This is a genomic window from Pseudomonas sp. Irchel 3E20, assembly GCF_900187645.1.
Lineage (GTDB): Bacteria > Pseudomonadota > Gammaproteobacteria > Pseudomonadales > Pseudomonadaceae > Aquipseudomonas.
This window is the reverse complement of sequence record NZ_FYEE01000010.1, coordinates 164,063-179,615: the sequence shown is the minus strand read 5'-3', so window position 1 is coordinate 179,615 and position 15,553 is coordinate 164,063. Positions and strand designations below refer to the sequence as shown.

Below are 15,553 nucleotides of genomic sequence, written 5' to 3'. Positions count from 1 at the left end.
ACCGCCCGCGGTCGTACTCTTCATGCACTTTGAGGAGATGCCATGAGCCGGGACGTTCTAGCCACCGAAACCACGCGCCGCCAGTTGCAACAGATCATTTCCGGCCTGTCGGACGGCGTGATCCTGATGGAAACCGACCAGAGCATCCTCTGGGCCAATGACGCTGCGCTGGCCATGCACGGCGTCAGCCAGGTCAGCGAGTTGGGTGCCAATGCCCGCGAGTACGCCCGGCATTTCGCCCTGCGCTATCGCAACAACCACCCTCTGTCCGTCGATAACTACCCCATCAGCCGCGTCGCCAAGGGCGAAGTGTTCAGCGACCTGTTGGTGGAAGTGGTGCGCCGCGCCACGCCCGAGCGCACATGGGTGCATCGCATCCGCAGCATGATCCTCACCGATCGCAGCGGCGAGCCGGAGTCTTTGGTGCTGATCCTCAGCGACGCCACCGAGTGGGCCGGCGCCGAGCAGCGTTTCGAGAAAACCTTCAACGCCAACCCCGCGCCGGCGGTGATCTGCCGCCTCAGCGACTTGCGCTACCTCAAGGTCAACCAGGGCTTTGTGGAGATGACCGGCTACGGCCGCGACCAGGTGATCGGCTGCTCGGTGTACGAACTGGATGTGCTTGAAGGCGCCGACGACAAGGACCTGGCCGTCGAACGCCTGAGCCGGGGCGCGACCATCCCGCAGATGCAGGCCGAACTGCGCCTGCCCGATGGCAGCAGCAAACTGGTGATCGTCGCGGGCCAGCCGCTGGATTTGAACGGCCAGGACTGCATGCTGTTTTCCTTTATGGACCTGGAGCCGCGGCGCCGCGCCGAACTGGCATTGCGCCAAAGCGAGGAGCGCTTTGCCAAGTCGTTCCGCCTCACGCCTGTGCCGACCCTGGTGTGCCGCGCCGAGGACCAGTGCCTGCTGGACGTCAACGAAGCCTTCCTCACCATTACCGGTTACAGCGCGCAGGAGTTGCTGGGTAAAACCGTGGACGAAATAGGTGTGATCGACGACCAGCAAGCCTGCTCGCGGCTGTTCGCCCAGTTGCAAAAAAACGGCAGTGTCGAGGGCCATGACCTGAAGATCCGCAGCAAACAGGCCGGGTTGATCGATTGCGTGGTGTCGGCGGACACGGTCAGCATCCACGACAGCGCCTGTTACTTGCTGGTGCTGATGAATATCACCGAGCGCAAGCGCACCGAGCTTGAGCTGGTGGCCGCCATTGAAGAGGTGATGCAGGACGCCTCGTGGTTCAGCCAGACCCTGATCGAAAAACTCGCCAACGTGAAGAGCGTGCGCTCGGCCACACCTTCGAGTGTGTCCTTCACCGACCTTACGGCCCGCGAGCGCGATGTGCTGCGCTTGATCTGCGAAGGCCTGGCCGATAAAGAAGTGGCCGCACGCCTGGGCCTGGCGCCCAACACCGTGCGCAATCACGTGGCCACGGTGTACTCCAAACTCGACGTGCACAGCCGCAGCGAGGCGATTGTCTGGGCCCGTGAGCGCGGCCTGTTCGCCGGGGAGCGGCGTGGCAGCAAATAAGCCCTGGGTGCAAATGCACTAGTACAAGCGGTGCAAATTCGGCTGTTGCCTGGCGTGAGCGTTTCCTAATCTTTGGACTGGCGACACCGCCCATGGGGGTGTCGTCGTCGATTCGAAGCCATAAAAGGAAAGGCCATGTACCAACAAACCTGCCTCCCGCGCCACGCGGGCCTGTGCCAATGGACGTTGACGGCGCCCCTGCAGAGGGTTCGCCATTGACTGCTCTTGCCGCGTTGCGTGAAACCCTGGCCCGCAGTTTCGAGCCCCTGGCTTGTGAGTGCGATGTGCATCCGGGACCGTCGCTGACCGTGCGTATCTATGACCCCTACAGTGATCGTGTGGACCTGGTAGTGACAGGGCTGCGCCTGGAGCGCTTGATGACCTCCCGGGACGTCGATGCCCTGATTGAAGAACTGCGCTACGAGCTGCAAAGCAACGGCCTCGCGGCGATGTAGCCATGTCAGGCCTGGGCCTGCGGTTAAAAGGAGCCGGAGGCGACTCAGGCGGGCGCCACCATTAAGTACCCGCGCCCGTGCACGGTGCGGATCAACGCAATCTGCCCCGGCCTATCGACCTTGCGGCGTAGACGTGCGATATGCACGTCGATCAGGTTGGTGCCCGGGTCGAAGCGATACCCCCACACGGTTTCAAAAATTCGCTGGCGTGAGAGCAGGGTGCCGCTGTGGCGCATCAGGCATTCCAATACTTTGTATTCGGTAGGTTGCAGGGCCAGCAGTTGGCCTGCGCGGTGGGCCTGGCGTTGGCGCAAGTCCAGTTCCAGGTTGGCCAGGCGCAGCCGCTCCCCAGGCCCTGCGGGCCGCGCTTGCAGTAAACGGCGCACGCCGGCGAGCAAGTCCGCAGGCGCTGGTGGCGGGTTGTCCAACACCCACTGCGGCGTCAATACGCCGAGGGCGCGCAGGGTGCTGGCCATGGCTGCCGCATCCAGGCCTGCCGGGGAGGGGGCGAGGATGATGAGCGCATACTGGCCGCCCACCGCGCACTCGAGGCCTTCGCGCGGGTCGCTGCGCCAATCCCATTCAAGGCCAAGGCTCTGGAGCACGGCGCCCAGTTGCCGGGCCGTAGCCGTGTCGCTGTCGATGATGAGCACGCGGCTCATCGGTTAAACCCCCGTGGGGCGAAAAAACGCTGATATCATTAGGCCATCTCTCAAAAAGGATGTTGAACCGTGGGCGCACTCAAATGCCGTGGCTGGATGCCGTTACTTGTGGTCGCTTTGTCGTTGCTCATCAGCGCCGATGCCTGGGCCGGCAACACGCCATGTTCGGGCAAGAAAGGCGGTATCGACCGCTGCGATGGCGAGCTGTTTCTGTGCAACGACGGCTCCATCAGTGCTTCAAAAAGAAGTTGCTCGGCCCGATACGGCGGCAGTACCGCGACCCGGGCCAACACTCTGGTGCAAGACGCCGAGGGCTGTGCCTGTGGCACGGGCAGCTTCTGCACCGGGCCGCGAGGCGGTGTGTACTGCCTGACACCTGCGGGTAATAAAAGCTACAAGCGTAAGTAAGCCCCCGGAGTATCGGCCAGTGTGAAAGCGATTTTTTGTGCCTGAAAGTAAGCCAGCAGGGGTGGTTTGCGATAGCGGTTTGTCTTGCCTGGCGCCCCGAATCATTGAATTTATTGCTATAAACGCACTCCGATGACCGCCCAAACCCTGCGCCAGCGCACTGAAACGCTGTTGTAGGACACATTCGCTGTCATTTCAGTTGCTGCGCCCTCAAGTCGGCCTTAGACTGCCGCCCCTCGTAAATTGAGTGCCGGGTGGCGCTTGGAATGTATGGCGCCTTTGCGATGGCCTGCAGAGGCCGAGCGGAACGCTCCCTTATTCGCCTTAATGCACGTATTTTTTATAGAGAAATCAATGACAAAGGATAAGTTGCTGGCCATGCCGGCGGATGACTACATGAATGCCGAGCAACTGGCTTTCTTCACCGAGCTGTTGCAGAGCATGAAGGTCGAAACCCACGAGCGTATCGAGCAGAGCCGCATTGCCATTGAGAGCCTGGACACCCCGGCCGACCCGGCTGACGCGGCGTCGGTCGAGGAAGAACGTCACTGGCTGGTGAACGTCATCGACCGCGACCAGCGCATGCTGCCGCAGCTGGAAATGGCCCTGGGCCGGATCGCCGACGATACCTTTGGCTGGTGCGACGACAGCGGCGAGCCGATCGGCCTCAAGCGCCTGCTGATTAGCCCGACCACCAAGTACTGCATCGAAGCGCAAGAGCGCCACGAGCAAATCGACAAGCACCAGCGTCAAGCCTGATCCCCGTTCTGCCAGCCTTTGCCCGCCGCGCGGGCGACGGCTGCATCCCGCGCCACGCACTTGTATTGATCTGCTGCAAACCCACGACTAAGGGACCATGGATAATGGCCTGATAGTGGCGTTTAATCCGGACACAATAAAAAGCAGCGGGATAATAGACATGACAAGAGATGGATCCCTGGTCCAGCCTTCCAAGGCCCGCTCCCCGGCGCGCTGGTGGGCGCCGACCCTGCAAAGCCTGGGCCTCACTGCGTTGTTCGCCGCCATGGCCCTGGGTGGCTGGCCTGCCTACCTGTGCCTGCCGCTGGCCATAGTGATCGTCTGGCTGCCGCGCCTGCGCTTGCGCAAGGCCACCGAGGACGTCGAGCCACAAGCGGACGCAAACATGGCCGCACTGACGCGAGACCTGTCTTACACCACCAGCCATAACGCACTGTCTGCCGCTGGCGTGGCCTATGCGGTCAAGCAACTGGCGGGCAAGTTGCAGTCGCAACTGGATGCCGCCGATCGCATCGTCGGCAGTGCCGAGGTGATGATCGACACCGAGAAAACCACCTCCCAACTCAGCCTCCAGGCCCTGAGCGCGGCCAGCGAGGCGCACCAGAGCAGCGCCCAGGGGCGGGCGGTGCTGGCCGAGTCCATCAGCCGCATGCACCTGCTTAGCCAGCGCGCCAGCGACAGCCGCCAGTTGATCGAGGCCCTGAGCGTGCGCAGCGAGGAAATCCAGCGGGTGACCCTGGTGATCCAGTCCATCGCCAACCAGACCAACCTGCTGGCCCTCAACGCGGCTATCGAGGCGGCACGGGCCGGCGAACACGGGCGCGGCTTTGCCGTGGTAGCGGACGAGGTGCGCGGTTTGGCCGGGCGTACTGCCACGGCCACCGATGAGGTCGGGGTGATGGTGGCCGATATCCAGCAGCGCACGGCCCAAGTGGTGGAGCAGATCCGCCAGTTGTCCACCGACCTCAACACCGGCGTGGAGCAGGTGGAGCTCACCGGCCAGTCCCTGGACCACATCGCGCGCCTTGCGGCGGGGGTGGAGGATCAGGTCAGCGACATCGCCAAGGGCGCGCAAACCAACCGCGAGCAACTCGACAGCCTGTTCCACGCCGTGGAGCAGATGCGCAGCGACCTGGCCATCAGCGACCAGCAAACGCAAAACCTGGCCGTGGCGGCGGTGCAGATGGAAGGCCAGGCCGAAACCATCAGCGAACGCCTGGCGGAAGTGGGCTTGGATGACTACCACCAGCGTGTCTACGACCTGGCCCGCGAAGGCGCGAGCCGGATTGCCGAGCAGTTCGAGGCGGACATCGACCAGGGCCGCATCAGCCTCGACGATTTGTTCGACCGCCATTACCAGGCCATTCCCAACACCTCGCCCACCAAATACCAGACCCGCTTCGACCGCTACACCGATCAGGTCCTGCCGCCGATCCAGGAGTCGCTGCTGCCGCGCCACGATGGCCTGGTGTTTGCCATCGCCTGCACTCAACAGGGCTATGTGCCGACCCACAACAAGGTGTTCAGCCAACCGCTGACGGGCGACCAGCAGGTGGACGCGGTGGGCAACCGCACCAAGCGCAAATTCGCCGACCGCACCGGCATCCGTTGCGGTAGCCATGAGCAGGCTGTGCTGTTGCAGACCTACACCCGCGATACTGGCGAACTGATGCACGACCTGTCAGTGCCGATCATGCTCAAGGGCCGGCATTGGGGCGGCTTGCGCCTGGGCTACAAACCCGAGGCGCCGCGCTGAGGCTTCAGGCCGAGGTGTCTACGGTGCCGATCAGGCTGATTTCAGCCTGGAGCAGGGCCGTGGTGGCCAGGGTGATTGCGCTGCTCAAGGCCAGCACCTTGGCCTGGGCTGCGGACACGGCCTGCATCCGAGCGGTTTGCGAGGTGTAGCGGGCACTTTTCACCGCCGCCGCGCGGGCAGTGGCGCGGCGCAACTTCTGTTGCAGTTGCTCGATCTGTTTTTTCAGCTGCTTGACCCGCTCTTTCTTCGCTTCCAGGGTGCTGCCCGAGCTGGGGGCTGAGGTGCTGGGCATTCTGGCGTTCAGAGGAGCGGCTTCCTGGAAGACGGGCGCCGTAGGGGCGAGGGTCTCGGGCAGGCGAGCGGGCGGATTCAAGTTAATCATCATGATGCTCTTAAACGGGGGCTCGCCTGCTGTATCGGTCTGCCGGGCGCATTCTGAAGGCCCGGCGCTCGGTATCAGGCGTTCAACGCACCCTGGTCAACGGCGGCCTTGAGTGACAGCGCCGCTTCCCGCGCGGCCACGGCGGCGACTTCGGCGGTCTTGAACCAGCGATCTTTCTCGACCTGATGGCAAGTCACGGTTTTCAGCGGCGGCTTGGCGCGCATCACGATCACTGCCTGGAATTCGCCTTCCACTTCCCTGGCCTCGCCATGGATGAAAAACTCACCGATATCAAATTCCGTCACGTAGCGCGTTCCCCTGGAAATTATTGTGGGTTTTGAGGGGCGGCTGGCAGGCCCCCCTCGAGAATCGGGGCAGTATGGCAGTTGTTGCCCGGCGGTAGCTGAGTTAAGTCAGGGGGACGACAAAACAACAGGGCTGTCGGGGCTGTGTAGACGTCAGATAAGTTCTTCCAAATGCCGGGCCAGGGCACAAGCCTCACGATGAAGACGTCGGAATCCTCGTATCCGACCCGTAGATATCTCCTGGATATGGAAAAAATTCTTACCTGCAGGTATCACTTGATAACGCAGCAAAGGTATATATTCGCGCTCCGGCTGGGCAGAAAAGTCTGTGGTACTGGCGCTGGGCACCTGATTGCCGATGCGGGTGAGGGGGTGTTGCGCGCAAGGTTGGAAAGTGTGCATGGGAAGTCCTTTTCTCGGTTCGTACCGGCGTAAATTCGTTGAATAGCTGGTTTCGGTCAGCGTCGCTGCTCTAGAATTGCGTTCTTTGCGCAGCGGCTGCCTTTTATCTAAGGCATTTTTTTGCATGCCTTCTGCCGGAAAAGTGCTTTTTTTGTCGCGGTTTTTTCCCCAGGATCGATAGTCCATTTTTTTCTGGACGCTATAGGGGGGAATTCCTACAAGGCCTGATGACTGCTTAAGCGCGCAGTATCGACCTCGCTCCGTTAGGCTTCCTGGGCCGGTTCTCAGGGGGATGAGCCTTAGCCCATAGGGTGACACTGTCGACCTGGTCGTTTTTTTGTGCTGTCTGCCGTTCGCGCAGGCGGAGTCATTTTTATATTCGGGGACGTCTCCTTGGCAGTAAGTAATCTGGATATGCACGCGTTGTTCGTGCTCGGCGATTTACGCGCAAAACTGGTCAAACAGTTTCAATCACGTTTTGTTTACATCACCGAACAAACCGCCGAAGGCATTTACATTGCCGAACTCGACACCGAAACCGCGCTGGTAGTCGATGACAAGCCTGGGCTGGAACTCAAGGTCGGCGATCATTTTCGCGCCGCGGTGTTGCCCAGCCGTGAAGGCGGCAAGCTGGAAATCAAGTTCCGCGAAATCAAGCTCACGGTTTATGGCCTGGGTGACTACGCCTTTGTTACCACCGCCGACGGTCACGGCATCGTGTTCAAGGAAGGGCAGAGCGTGGTGACGGTGTTCGCCGCCCACCAACAACTGAGCGAAGGCCTTACCAAGTCCCTCAAGGCCGCCACGGCCAAAGCCGCCAAATGGCGCAAGGGCGAACTGACCTTCAAGGCCAGCGAGTGACACTCCCTGGGCGTGCCGACTTTCACCGTGAGCATGAGGCCAGCGCCAAGGCCCAGGCGCAGTAACTCTTCGCGCAAAAGGCCACCCTGCAGGCTGCATGGCTGAACTGGGTCGCCGCCCAGCTCTACAGCCTGCGCCCGCCGGCCTACGCGAACATGGTGCGCCGGGAACTGGCGCAATTGCAGGCCAGCGCCGGCAACTGAGCCTTACAAAATCCCCCGCGCGCAGGCATGCTTTGCTTCCTCTTGATCGCAAGGAAGACGGTTCATGACGCTTTTGATTGCCTACACGTTGGCGGCGGTGTTCGCCGTGCTCAGCCTGGTTCACGTCTATTGGTCGCTGGGCGGCAAGGCGGGGTGTGATGCGGCGGTGCCCAAGGTGCCGGGCAAAACCGGGGAAATGCGCCCGGCATTCGTGCCCACGCCTGCGGGCACGTTCAAGGTGGCGGTGGTGCTGTGGGTGATTGCCACCCTGGTGTGCCTGCGCGCCGGCCTGGGCTTGCCGGCCATCACCCATGGGGCCTTGCAGTGGTTTCTCAGTGCGGTGGCCCTGGGGATGTTCCTGCGGGCCATTGGCGATTTCAAGGCCGTGGGTTTTTTCAAGCGTATCCGCGGTTCCACCTTTGCCCGCCGCGATACCTGGGCCTACTCGCCGCTGTGCGTGTTGCTGGGCCTGGGCTTGCTGGCAGTGGCCTGGGGTTAATTGCCGCCATCGGTGCGGCGGCTGCTGATTTCCGCCGGCACGTCGTCGCCGGCCATGCGCTTGCGGAACAGACCCGCCCGGGCCAGCAGCAGGGTGGTCACCGGCATGGTGATCGACAGCAGGATCGGGATCAGCCAGGCATGCAGCACGGGGCCTTCCTTGAGCGCCGAAAAGTAGAGGATCGAGGCCAGCGCCACGGTCCACGCCCCGAGTGTGGAGGCCAGGGCCGGCGGGTGCATGCGCTGGAAGAAGTCCTTCATGCGCACCATGCCCCAGGCGCCTGCCAGGGTGAACAGGCTGCTGAGCACCAAGAGGATGCCCACCGGTAGTTCGATCCAGATCGACAATTGGCTGACGCTGTTCATTCGATCACCTCGCCGCGCAGCAGGAACTTGGCCAAGGCAAACGAGCCGACAAAACCCAGCAGGGCGATCAGCAGCGCGGCCTCGAAGTAGGTGTCACTGGCGTAGCGGATGCCCAGCACCAGCATCATCAGCATGGCGATGATGTACAGGTAGTCCAGCGCCAGAACCCGGTCCTGGGCCGAGGGGCCCTGGAACAGGCGCACCAGGGTCAGGACCATGGCCAGGGAAAAAATGAACAGGCTCACGAGTATCGCGTTGGCGAGCAGGGGGCTCATTCAAAGATCTCCATCAATGGCCGCTCATAGGCCGCCTTGAAATGCTGGATAAACCGCGCTTCGTCATCCAGGTCGAACACGTGCAGCAGCAGTACGCTGCGGTCCAGGGCCAGTTCCGACCACACCGTGCCGGGCACCACCGTGGTAATCATCGACAGCGCGGCCAGGCCATTGGCGTCGCGCAGTTGCAGCGGCACTTTGACAAAGCGCGAGCGCGGCGGGCAGCGCCCGGCCCTGAGCACGCCCCACGCCACCAACAAGTTGGACACCAGCACATCCTGGCCCACCCGCAGGACCAGGCGCAGGATCACACCGGGGCGGCGGATGCGGATTGGCAGCGGCCGCAACGGCCGCATCATCAAGGGCGCGACAAGCCCCAGGAGCGCGCCGAGCAGCAGATTGCCAGCGCTCAAGGACAGGTTCAGCACCAGCCACAACAGCCAGAGCGCCAGGGACAGCCAGGGAGCCGGGAACAGACGTTTCATGGTTGCACCTGCGCGCCTGCGGCACGGGCTTCGGGGCTGGGAACTGCCCGGGTGCCGAGCACGGCCATCACGTACTGCTCGGGGTTATTCAGGCTCTGCGCGGCGGCCTGGGTGTAGCGCAGCAGCGGCTCGGCCTTGAAGGTCATACCGATGCTCAGGCCCACCAGCAAGATGATGGGCACGCACTCCAGGCGATGCAGCAACGGCGAGGGGCGTTCTTCGGGGGTCCAGAAGCGCTGGATGCCCAGGCGCGAGAAGGCGATCAACGACGCCAACCCCGAGAGAATCAGCAGCGCCAGCAGGCCCCAGGCCGCGCCCGGGATCGGCGCGTCGCTGTCGGCGCCCAGGCCCATGGGGTTGAGCAGGGCGCTCATCAGGCTCAGCTTGCCGATAAACCCCGACAGTGGCGGCATGCCGATAATCAGCAGCGCGCAGGCGATGAAGCTCAGGCCCAGGAACGCCATGGTCCAGGGGATTACCTGGCCGACTACGGCTTTTTGATCGTCATCGAGGTTGGTGCCCTTGATCGGTTGCGCCGATGCCGGGATGCGCGGCAGGGCTTCGGCCTCGTCTTCCAATGCCGATTCATGGACCGAACGGCAGCGCTCGATCAACTCGGCCAGCAAGAACAGTGCGCTCAAGGCCAGGGTCGAGCTGACCAGGTAGAACAGCGCCGCTGCAACCAGGCTGGGCTGGGCGAAACCGACGGCGCACAGCAGGATCCCGGCGGAGACGAGGATGCTCAGGCTGGCCATGCGCTCCAGGCGCTGGGCGGCGAGAATCGCCAGGGCGGCGCAGACAATGGTGGCCATACCCCCGTAGATCAGCCAATCGCCGCCAAAGTACGCCGAGGCGCCGGCCTGCCCGGAAAACAGCAAGGTCCACAGGCGCAGCAAGGTGTACACGCCAACCTTGGTCATGATCGCGAACATTGCCGCCACCGGTGCGCTGGCGGCGGAGTAGGCCGGCACCAGCCAGAAATTCAGCGGCCACATCCCGGCCTTGGCCAGAAACGCCACGGCCAGGATTCCCGCACCGGCGTGCAGCAGGCCGCGATCGGCCTCGGGCACCAGGGGAATCTTCAGCGCCAGGTCGGCCATGTTCAGGGTGCCGGTCACCCCATAAATCAGCGCCGCGCCAATCAGAAACAGCGAAGAGGCCAGCAGGTTGATCGAGATGTAGTGCAGGCCCGCCGACACCCGCGGGCGCCCAGAGCCGTGGAGCATCAAGCCGTAGGAGGCGGCCAACAGTACCTCGAAGAACACGAACAGGTTGAACAGATCCGCTGTGAGGAACGCGCCATACAGACCCATCAACTGGATCTGGAACAAGGCGTGGAAGCTCGAACCGGCACGGTCCCAGCGCGCCATCGCAAACAGCAGGGCGCACACGCCGATGATCCCGGTCAGCACCAGCATCAGTGCCGACAGACGATCGACCACCAGCACGATGCCGAAGGGCACTTGCCAATTGCCCGGCAGGTAGACGCCGATGGCGCCGGGCACCTCGGTGCGCATCGTCCATTGCAGCAGGGCGATGGAGATACCCAGCCCCAGAATGCTGGAGAACAGGTTCAGGCGCGCCTTGAGCGGGCGCCGCTTCTCGCCCAGCATCAGCATCAACGCGGCGGTGAGCAGCGGCAACAGGATGGGGGCAGCGATCAGGTGGGTCATCCCGTTCATTCTTTAGGCTCCCGGCCATCGACATGGTCGGTGCCGGTCAAGCCCCGGGAGGCCAGCAAGACCACCAGGAACAGGGCGGTCATGGCGAAACTGATGACGATGGCCGTAAGCACCAGGGCCTGGGGCAACGGGTCGGTGTAGTTGAGCAAATCCTGCGGCACGCCGTCCTTGATGATCGGCTCCTTGCCGATAAACAGGCTGCCCATGCTGAAAATGAACAGGTTGACCCCATAAGACAGCAGGCACAGGCCCATCACCACTTGGAACGTCCGTGGCCGCAGCACCAGCCAGACGCCGGACGCGGCGAGCACCCCAATGGCAATTGCAATGACTTCTTCCATTAGGCGGCTCCAGGCGCGAGGACGGGTTTGGATGGGGTGCCAGGCTTGTGGCCACGCACCGATTGGTGCGCCAGGGCAGTGAGAATCAACAGGGTGGAGCCGACCACCACCGCGTACACGCCCACATCGAAGAACAGCGCGCTGGCGATATGGATATCCCCCAAAAGCGGCAGTGCAAAGTGCCAGGTGTGGGTGGTCAGGAACGGATAGCCCGCCGCCATGGCGCCCAACCCCGTGACGCTGGCGAACAGCAGCCCGGTGCCCATCCAGCGCATGGGGCGCAGGCTCATCTGGGCCTCGACCCACTGCGTGCCGGCGACCATGTACTGCAGGATGAACGCCACCGACATCACCAGCCCGGCGACAAAACCACCGCCAGGTTGGTTGTGCCCGCGCATGAACAGGTAGAACGACACCACCAGGGCAATCGGCAGCAGCAGGCGTACCAGCACCGCCGGCACCATCATGAAGCCCAGCGCTGTGTCGCTGGCCTGGCGTGGGTTGACCAGGTCGGTGACCACGTCCGGCGCCAGTAGGCGCTGCTGGGCGGGGAGCTGCATGCTCTCCTTGGGTGGGCGGAAGCGGCGCAGCAGGGCGTAGACGGTAAGCGCCACGGCGGCCAGCACGGTGATTTCGCCCAGGGTGTCGAAACCCCGGAAATCCACCAGCATCACATTCACCACATTGCTGCCGCCGCCTTCAGGCAGGGCGCGGCTGAGGTAGAAGGAGGAAATGTCGTTGGGGGTCTGGCGCGTCAGCATCGCGTAGGACAACAACGCCATGCCGCCGCCGACCACCGTGGACAGCAGCAAATCGCGCAGGCGCCGCATCCGTGCCTTGCGCAGGCTGCTGGGCAATGGCGAGACCTCTTCGATGCGCCGTGGCAACCAGCGCAGGCCCAGCAGGATCAGCACCGTGGTCACCACCTCAACCACCAACTGGGTCAGGGCCAGGTCTGGCGCGGAGAACCAGACGAAGGTCACGCAGGTCATCAGGCCGCAGACGCTGACCATGGTCAGGGCCGCGAGCCGGTGGTACTTGGCCTGCCACGCGGCGCCGAGGGCGCAGGCGATAGCCAGCAGCCAGAGGGTGACGAACACGATGGAACCGGGGATCTTCGGCCGGTCGCCCCAGCTCAGGGAACTGTGGAGCATGGGGATCAGGCCGGCCAGCACCGCCGCCAGCACCAGCCAAAACAACTGGGTCTGCAAGCGCCGAGTGCTGATGAAGCGCTCCAGGCGCCGGGCCCAACGCATCATGATGACCAGGCCACGCTCGAACAGGCGCTTGCCGTTAAAACGGTTGATAAGCGGCGCATGGGCGAAGCGGCCGTGGCGCAACTGATTGCGCAGCACCAGGTACAGCACGATGCCGCCGGTCATGGCGATCAGGCTCATAATCATCGGCGCGTTCCAGCCGTGCCAGATGGCTAGGCTGTACTGGGGCAAGGTGCCGCCCACCACCGGCAGTGCCGCAGCGGCCAGCAGCGAACCGACCATTTGTGCCGGAAAAATCCCCACCAACAGGCAGGTAAACACCAGCAATTCCACCGGCGCACGCATCCAACGCGGCGGTTCGTGGGGTGTATGGGGCAGGTCGGTGGCAGGCGGGCCGAAGAACACGTCCACGGTGAAGCGCAGGGAATAGGCGACGCTGAACGTACCGGCAATGGTCGCGATCACCGGCAGCGCGGTTTCCACCCACGCGGTGGCGGAGATGAACACCGTCTCGGCGAAGAACATCTCCTTAGACAGGAAACCGTTGAGCAGCGGCACGCCAGCCATCGAGGCACTGGCCACCATGGCCAGGGTGGCGGTGAATGGAATCAGTTTTATCAGGCCGCTGAGCTTGCGGATGTCCCGGGTGCCGCTTTCGTGGTCGATGATCCCGGCGGCCATGAACAGCGAGGCCTTGAACGTGGCGTGGTTGAGAATGTGGAACACCGCCGCCACCGCCGCCAGCGGGCTGTTGAGGCCTAGCAGCAGGGTAATCAGCCCCAAGTGGCTGATGGTGGAATAGGCCAGCAGGCCCTTGAGGTCGTTCTGGAACATCGCGCAGTAGGCACCCAGCAACAGGGTGCAGGCGCCGGCGCCGCTGACGATGTAGAACCATTGCTCACTGCCTGACAGCGCGGGCCACAGCCGCGCCAGCAGGAACACACCGGCCTTGACCATGGTTGCCGAATGCAAGTAAGCCGACACCGGCGTCGGCGCGGCCATGGCGTGGGGCAGCCAGAAATGGAAGGGAAACTGCGCGCTCTTGCTCAGCGCACCGATCAGGATCAGGGGCAGTAAAACGGGGTAGAGGGCATGGGCGCGGATCAGATCACCGGCCGCCAAGACCTTGTCCAGGTCATAGCTGCCTACGACATGGCCGAGCAGCATTACCCCCGCCAACAGGCATAAACCGCCCGCGCCCGTCACCATCAGCGCCATATAGGCACCGCGGCGGGCGTCGGAACGGTGGTGCCAATAGCCGATTAACAGGAACGAAAACAGGCTGGTCAGTTCCCAGAAAAATACGATCTGGATTAGGTTGCCGGAAATCACCAGGCCCAACATGGCGCCCATGAACGCCAGAAAAAACGCGAAGAAACGCGGCACCGGGTCGTCCGGTGACATGTAGTAGCGCGCATACAACGACACCAAGGTGCCGATGCCCAACACCAGCAAGGAAAACAGCCAGGCGAAACCGTCCATGCGCAGGACAAAATTCAGCCCCAGGCTGGGCAACCAGAAAAATTCCTCACGGATCACGCCGCCATCGGCGATTTGCGGGTAGAGCAGGGCGACTTGAATAGTGCCGGCCAGGGCAACGAGGCCGGCCAACAGGGATTCGGTGTTGCGTGCGTTGTGCGGCAGCAGGGCCGCTAGACAGCTGCCTATAAAGGGCAGAAGCAGTAGAACTATCAGGGACATAGGCTTCTAATCTGCGGAAGTTTGCGAAGGATCATACGTGCCGTGCCCCAGATCACCAACCGCCAAGCTGTGGCAGAATCCTACAGAGTGTATGGAAAAAACCGATTCCATGTTGCTCCAACCCAGTAGCAAGGGGGCTTGCCCGCGCTGGGTTGCGCAGCAGCCCTAATAGAGTGGCCGCGCGGCCTATTTACGGTCGCTACGCGCCTGAGCGCGGGCGAGCCCGCTTACTACAGGAGTCAGGGCTGCAATTCGTTTTCCAGGGTTTCTTGCGGTCCGGGCGGGGTGTTGCGTTGGCCCTTGGTTTTGAGTTCGCTGACGATCACCGCGACCACGATCAGTGCCGCGCCGAACAGGGCGATGGCAGGCAAACGCTCCCCCGCCAGGCGCCCGGCGATGCCGGCCCACACCGGTTCACCGGCGTAAATCAGAGTGGCCCGAGTGGGTGAAACGCTCTTCTGCGCCCAGTTCATTGCCACCTGGATCGCCGCACTCGCCGCGCCCAGGCCCACGGCGCTGGCCAGGAGCAGCCAGGAAAACGACGGAATCGCCTCGCCGGTGGGCACAATCATCACAAAGGCCAGCACCGAGGCAGTGGCCAGTTGCACCAAGGTGACCCGGCGCACATCCACTTGCCCGGCATAGGTGCTGATGAGGATGATTTCCGCAGCAATCGCCACGGCGCTGATAAGGGTGACAATTTCGCCGCTGCTGAAATTCAACGAAGCGCCTGCTGGCCCCGATAACAGCATCAGCCCGGTAAAGGCCAGCATGATGCCAATGCTCGGCATCAACCCAGGGCGGCGCCCCAGCACCAACCATTGCAGCAGCGGCACAAAAGGCACATAGAGCGCCGTGATGAACGCCGATTGGCTGCTGGGGATGGTTTGCAGGCCCACGGTTTGCAAGCCGTAGCCGAGCATGATCGACACGCCGATAAAGGCTCCGGCGCGCAACTCAAAAAACGTCAGCCCGCGCAGGCTGCGGGCCGAGAACAGCGCGACGATGACAGCGGCGGCGGCAAAGCGTAGGCCGACAAAAAACATCGGGCCGCTGACCGTCATCGCATGTTGCACCAGTAAAAAGGTGCCGCCCCAAATCATGGTGATAAACACCAGTACGCACTCGGCTTTGCTGAACCGCGAGAACAGAGGAGAGGAAGACGAGGGTTTCGCTGATGTCATGACCTTGCACACACCTGGAGTGAGACGCACAATGCGCGAAATGTTGGGCAGTATACTGCCCAACGCCATTTGGTGAGC

Annotated in this window: 18 protein-coding genes; 7 read left to right on the top strand and 11 right to left on the bottom strand. The window is 62.8% G+C overall.

Features of this window, described 5'->3' with window-relative positions; all coding sequences use genetic code 11:
* Window positions 1-42: 42 nt before the first annotated feature.
* Together CKW13_RS18425 and CKW13_RS18420 are read left to right on the top strand one after the other, a co-directional pair.
* Window positions 43-1,533 (top strand): helix-turn-helix transcriptional regulator, encoded by a 1,491-nt coding sequence (locus tag CKW13_RS18425; protein WP_095110031.1) that lies wholly within the window; start codon window positions 43-45, stop codon window positions 1,531-1,533.
* A gap of 215 nt (window positions 1,534-1,748) precedes the next feature.
* Window positions 1,749-1,988 carry a DUF1652 domain-containing protein gene (locus tag CKW13_RS18420; protein WP_095110030.1) on the top strand — a complete coding sequence of 80 codons (240 nt, stop codon included), beginning with the start codon at window positions 1,749-1,751 and terminating at the stop codon, window positions 1,986-1,988.
* Window positions 1,989-2,032: 44 nt separating this feature from the next.
* Here the strand turns inward: CKW13_RS18420 and CKW13_RS18415 are convergent, their stop codons facing one another.
* Complete coding sequence (locus CKW13_RS18415) at window positions 2,033-2,650, bottom strand: response regulator transcription factor (RefSeq protein WP_095110028.1); 618 nt, start codon at window positions 2,648-2,650, stop codon at window positions 2,033-2,035.
* Between the two features lie 96 nt (window positions 2,651-2,746).
* Here CKW13_RS18415 and CKW13_RS18410 point away from each other — a divergent pair, with 96 nt between their 5' ends.
* The 3 genes from CKW13_RS18410 (at window position 2,747) to CKW13_RS18400 (ending at window position 5,573) form a co-directional block, all read left to right on the top strand.
* Complete coding sequence (locus tag CKW13_RS18410; RefSeq protein ID WP_095110083.1) at window positions 2,747-3,058, top strand: hypothetical protein; 312 nt, start codon at window positions 2,747-2,749, stop codon at window positions 3,056-3,058.
* 354 nt (window positions 3,059-3,412) lie between these two features.
* Complete coding sequence (locus tag CKW13_RS18405) at window positions 3,413-3,817, top strand: TraR/DksA C4-type zinc finger protein (protein ID WP_095110026.1); 405 nt, start codon at window positions 3,413-3,415, stop codon at window positions 3,815-3,817.
* A 97-nt stretch (window positions 3,818-3,914) separates the two neighbouring features.
* Entirely contained in the window at window positions 3,915-5,573 is a 1,659-nt protein-coding gene (locus CKW13_RS18400) for a methyl-accepting chemotaxis protein (protein WP_371856242.1), read from the top strand.
* Window positions 5,574-5,577: 4 nt separating this feature from the next.
* Here CKW13_RS18400 and CKW13_RS18395 read toward each other — a convergent pair whose 3' ends face one another.
* From CKW13_RS18395 to CKW13_RS25025, 3 genes are all read right to left on the bottom strand, one after another.
* Window positions 5,578-5,865, bottom strand: coding sequence for a hypothetical protein (locus CKW13_RS18395; protein WP_176465140.1), 288 nt, complete (start codon window positions 5,863-5,865; stop codon window positions 5,578-5,580).
* 164 nt (window positions 5,866-6,029) lie between these two features.
* Window positions 6,030-6,260, bottom strand: a complete 231-nt coding sequence (locus CKW13_RS18390) for a hypothetical protein (protein WP_095110022.1) — start codon at window positions 6,258-6,260, stop codon at window positions 6,030-6,032.
* Window positions 6,261-6,413: 153 nt separating this feature from the next.
* The gene (locus CKW13_RS25025) at window positions 6,414-6,662 is read right to left on the bottom strand and encodes a hypothetical protein (protein ID WP_095110020.1); all 249 of its coding nucleotides are present in this window, start codon (window positions 6,660-6,662) and stop codon (window positions 6,414-6,416) included.
* Window positions 6,663-7,055: 393 nt separating this feature from the next.
* Between CKW13_RS25025 and CKW13_RS18380 the strand changes: the two genes are divergently transcribed.
* Window positions 7,056-7,523, top strand: coding sequence for a hypothetical protein (locus CKW13_RS18380; RefSeq protein WP_095110019.1), 468 nt, complete (start codon window positions 7,056-7,058; stop codon window positions 7,521-7,523).
* A gap of 267 nt (window positions 7,524-7,790) precedes the next feature.
* The gene (locus CKW13_RS18370) at window positions 7,791-8,225 is read left to right on the top strand and encodes a DUF3995 domain-containing protein (protein ID WP_095110017.1); all 435 of its coding nucleotides are present in this window, start codon (window positions 7,791-7,793) and stop codon (window positions 8,223-8,225) included.
* On the opposite strand, the gene CKW13_RS18365 is transcribed toward CKW13_RS18370, so the two are convergent.
* The 7 genes from CKW13_RS18365 to CKW13_RS18335 form a co-directional block, all read right to left on the bottom strand.
* On the bottom strand, window positions 8,222-8,590 hold the full coding sequence (locus CKW13_RS18365; protein ID WP_095110016.1) for a Na+/H+ antiporter subunit G: 369 nt from the start codon (window positions 8,588-8,590) through the stop codon (window positions 8,222-8,224). The two genes, CKW13_RS18370 and CKW13_RS18365, sit on opposite strands and share 4 nt — an antisense overlap.
* The gene (locus tag CKW13_RS18360) at window positions 8,587-8,865 is read right to left on the bottom strand and encodes a K+/H+ antiporter subunit F (RefSeq protein ID WP_095110015.1); all 279 of its coding nucleotides are present in this window, start codon (window positions 8,863-8,865) and stop codon (window positions 8,587-8,589) included. Before CKW13_RS18360 ends, CKW13_RS18365 begins: the two co-directional genes overlap by 4 nt.
* On the bottom strand, window positions 8,862-9,350 hold the full coding sequence (locus CKW13_RS18355; protein WP_095110013.1) for a Na+/H+ antiporter subunit E: 489 nt from the start codon (window positions 9,348-9,350) through the stop codon (window positions 8,862-8,864). Before CKW13_RS18355 ends, CKW13_RS18360 begins: the two co-directional genes overlap by 4 nt.
* Window positions 9,347-11,032: a monovalent cation/H+ antiporter subunit D gene (locus CKW13_RS18350; RefSeq protein ID WP_095110012.1), complete on the bottom strand. Its 1,686-nt coding sequence runs from the start codon at window positions 11,030-11,032 to the stop codon at window positions 9,347-9,349. The genes CKW13_RS18355 and CKW13_RS18350 overlap by 4 nt, the downstream gene beginning before the upstream one ends.
* Complete coding sequence (locus CKW13_RS18345; RefSeq protein ID WP_005789164.1) at window positions 11,029-11,373, bottom strand: Na+/H+ antiporter subunit C; 345 nt, start codon at window positions 11,371-11,373, stop codon at window positions 11,029-11,031. Before CKW13_RS18345 ends, CKW13_RS18350 begins: the two co-directional genes overlap by 4 nt.
* Window positions 11,373-14,291 carry a monovalent cation/H+ antiporter subunit A gene (locus CKW13_RS18340; protein ID WP_095110011.1) on the bottom strand — a complete coding sequence of 973 codons (2,919 nt, stop codon included), beginning with the start codon at window positions 14,289-14,291 and terminating at the stop codon, window positions 11,373-11,375. Before CKW13_RS18340 ends, CKW13_RS18345 begins: the two co-directional genes overlap by 1 nt.
* 239 nt (window positions 14,292-14,530) lie before the next feature.
* Window positions 14,531-15,544 carry a DMT family transporter gene (locus tag CKW13_RS18335; RefSeq protein ID WP_176465139.1) on the bottom strand — a complete coding sequence of 338 codons (1,014 nt, stop codon included), beginning with the start codon at window positions 15,542-15,544 and terminating at the stop codon, window positions 14,531-14,533.
* Window positions 15,545-15,553: the final 9 nt, after the last annotated feature.

Coding starts and splice junctions, on each gene's coding strand:
- CKW13_RS18365 (WP_095110016.1), bottom strand. CDS start 8,590: ATGAACAGCGTCAGCCAATTGTCGATCTGGATCGAACTACCGGTGGGC.
- CKW13_RS18400 (WP_371856242.1), top strand. CDS start 3,915: ATGGATAATGGCCTGATAGTGGCGTTTAATCCGGACACAATAAAAAGC.
- CKW13_RS18340 (WP_095110011.1), bottom strand. CDS start 14,291: ATGTCCCTGATAGTTCTACTGCTTCTGCCCTTTATAGGCAGCTGTCTA.
- CKW13_RS18410 (WP_095110083.1), top strand. CDS start 2,747: ATGCCGTTACTTGTGGTCGCTTTGTCGTTGCTCATCAGCGCCGATGCC.
- CKW13_RS18415 (WP_095110028.1), bottom strand. CDS start 2,650: ATGAGCCGCGTGCTCATCATCGACAGCGACACGGCTACGGCCCGGCAA.
- CKW13_RS18350 (WP_095110012.1), bottom strand. CDS start 11,032: ATGAACGGGATGACCCACCTGATCGCTGCCCCCATCCTGTTGCCGCTG.
- CKW13_RS18370 (WP_095110017.1), top strand. CDS start 7,791: ATGACGCTTTTGATTGCCTACACGTTGGCGGCGGTGTTCGCCGTGCTC.
- CKW13_RS25025 (WP_095110020.1), bottom strand. CDS start 6,662: ATGCACACTTTCCAACCTTGCGCGCAACACCCCCTCACCCGCATCGGC.
- CKW13_RS18425 (WP_095110031.1), top strand. CDS start 43: ATGAGCCGGGACGTTCTAGCCACCGAAACCACGCGCCGCCAGTTGCAA.
- CKW13_RS18355 (WP_095110013.1), bottom strand. CDS start 9,350: ATGAAACGTCTGTTCCCGGCTCCCTGGCTGTCCCTGGCGCTCTGGCTG.
- CKW13_RS18395 (WP_176465140.1), bottom strand. CDS start 5,865: ATGCCCAGCACCTCAGCCCCCAGCTCGGGCAGCACCCTGGAAGCGAAG.
- CKW13_RS18345 (WP_005789164.1), bottom strand. CDS start 11,373: ATGGAAGAAGTCATTGCAATTGCCATTGGGGTGCTCGCCGCGTCCGGC.
- CKW13_RS18360 (WP_095110015.1), bottom strand. CDS start 8,865: ATGAGCCCCCTGCTCGCCAACGCGATACTCGTGAGCCTGTTCATTTTT.
- CKW13_RS18335 (WP_176465139.1), bottom strand. CDS start 15,544: ATGGCGTTGGGCAGTATACTGCCCAACATTTCGCGCATTGTGCGTCTC.
- CKW13_RS18405 (WP_095110026.1), top strand. CDS start 3,413: ATGACAAAGGATAAGTTGCTGGCCATGCCGGCGGATGACTACATGAAT.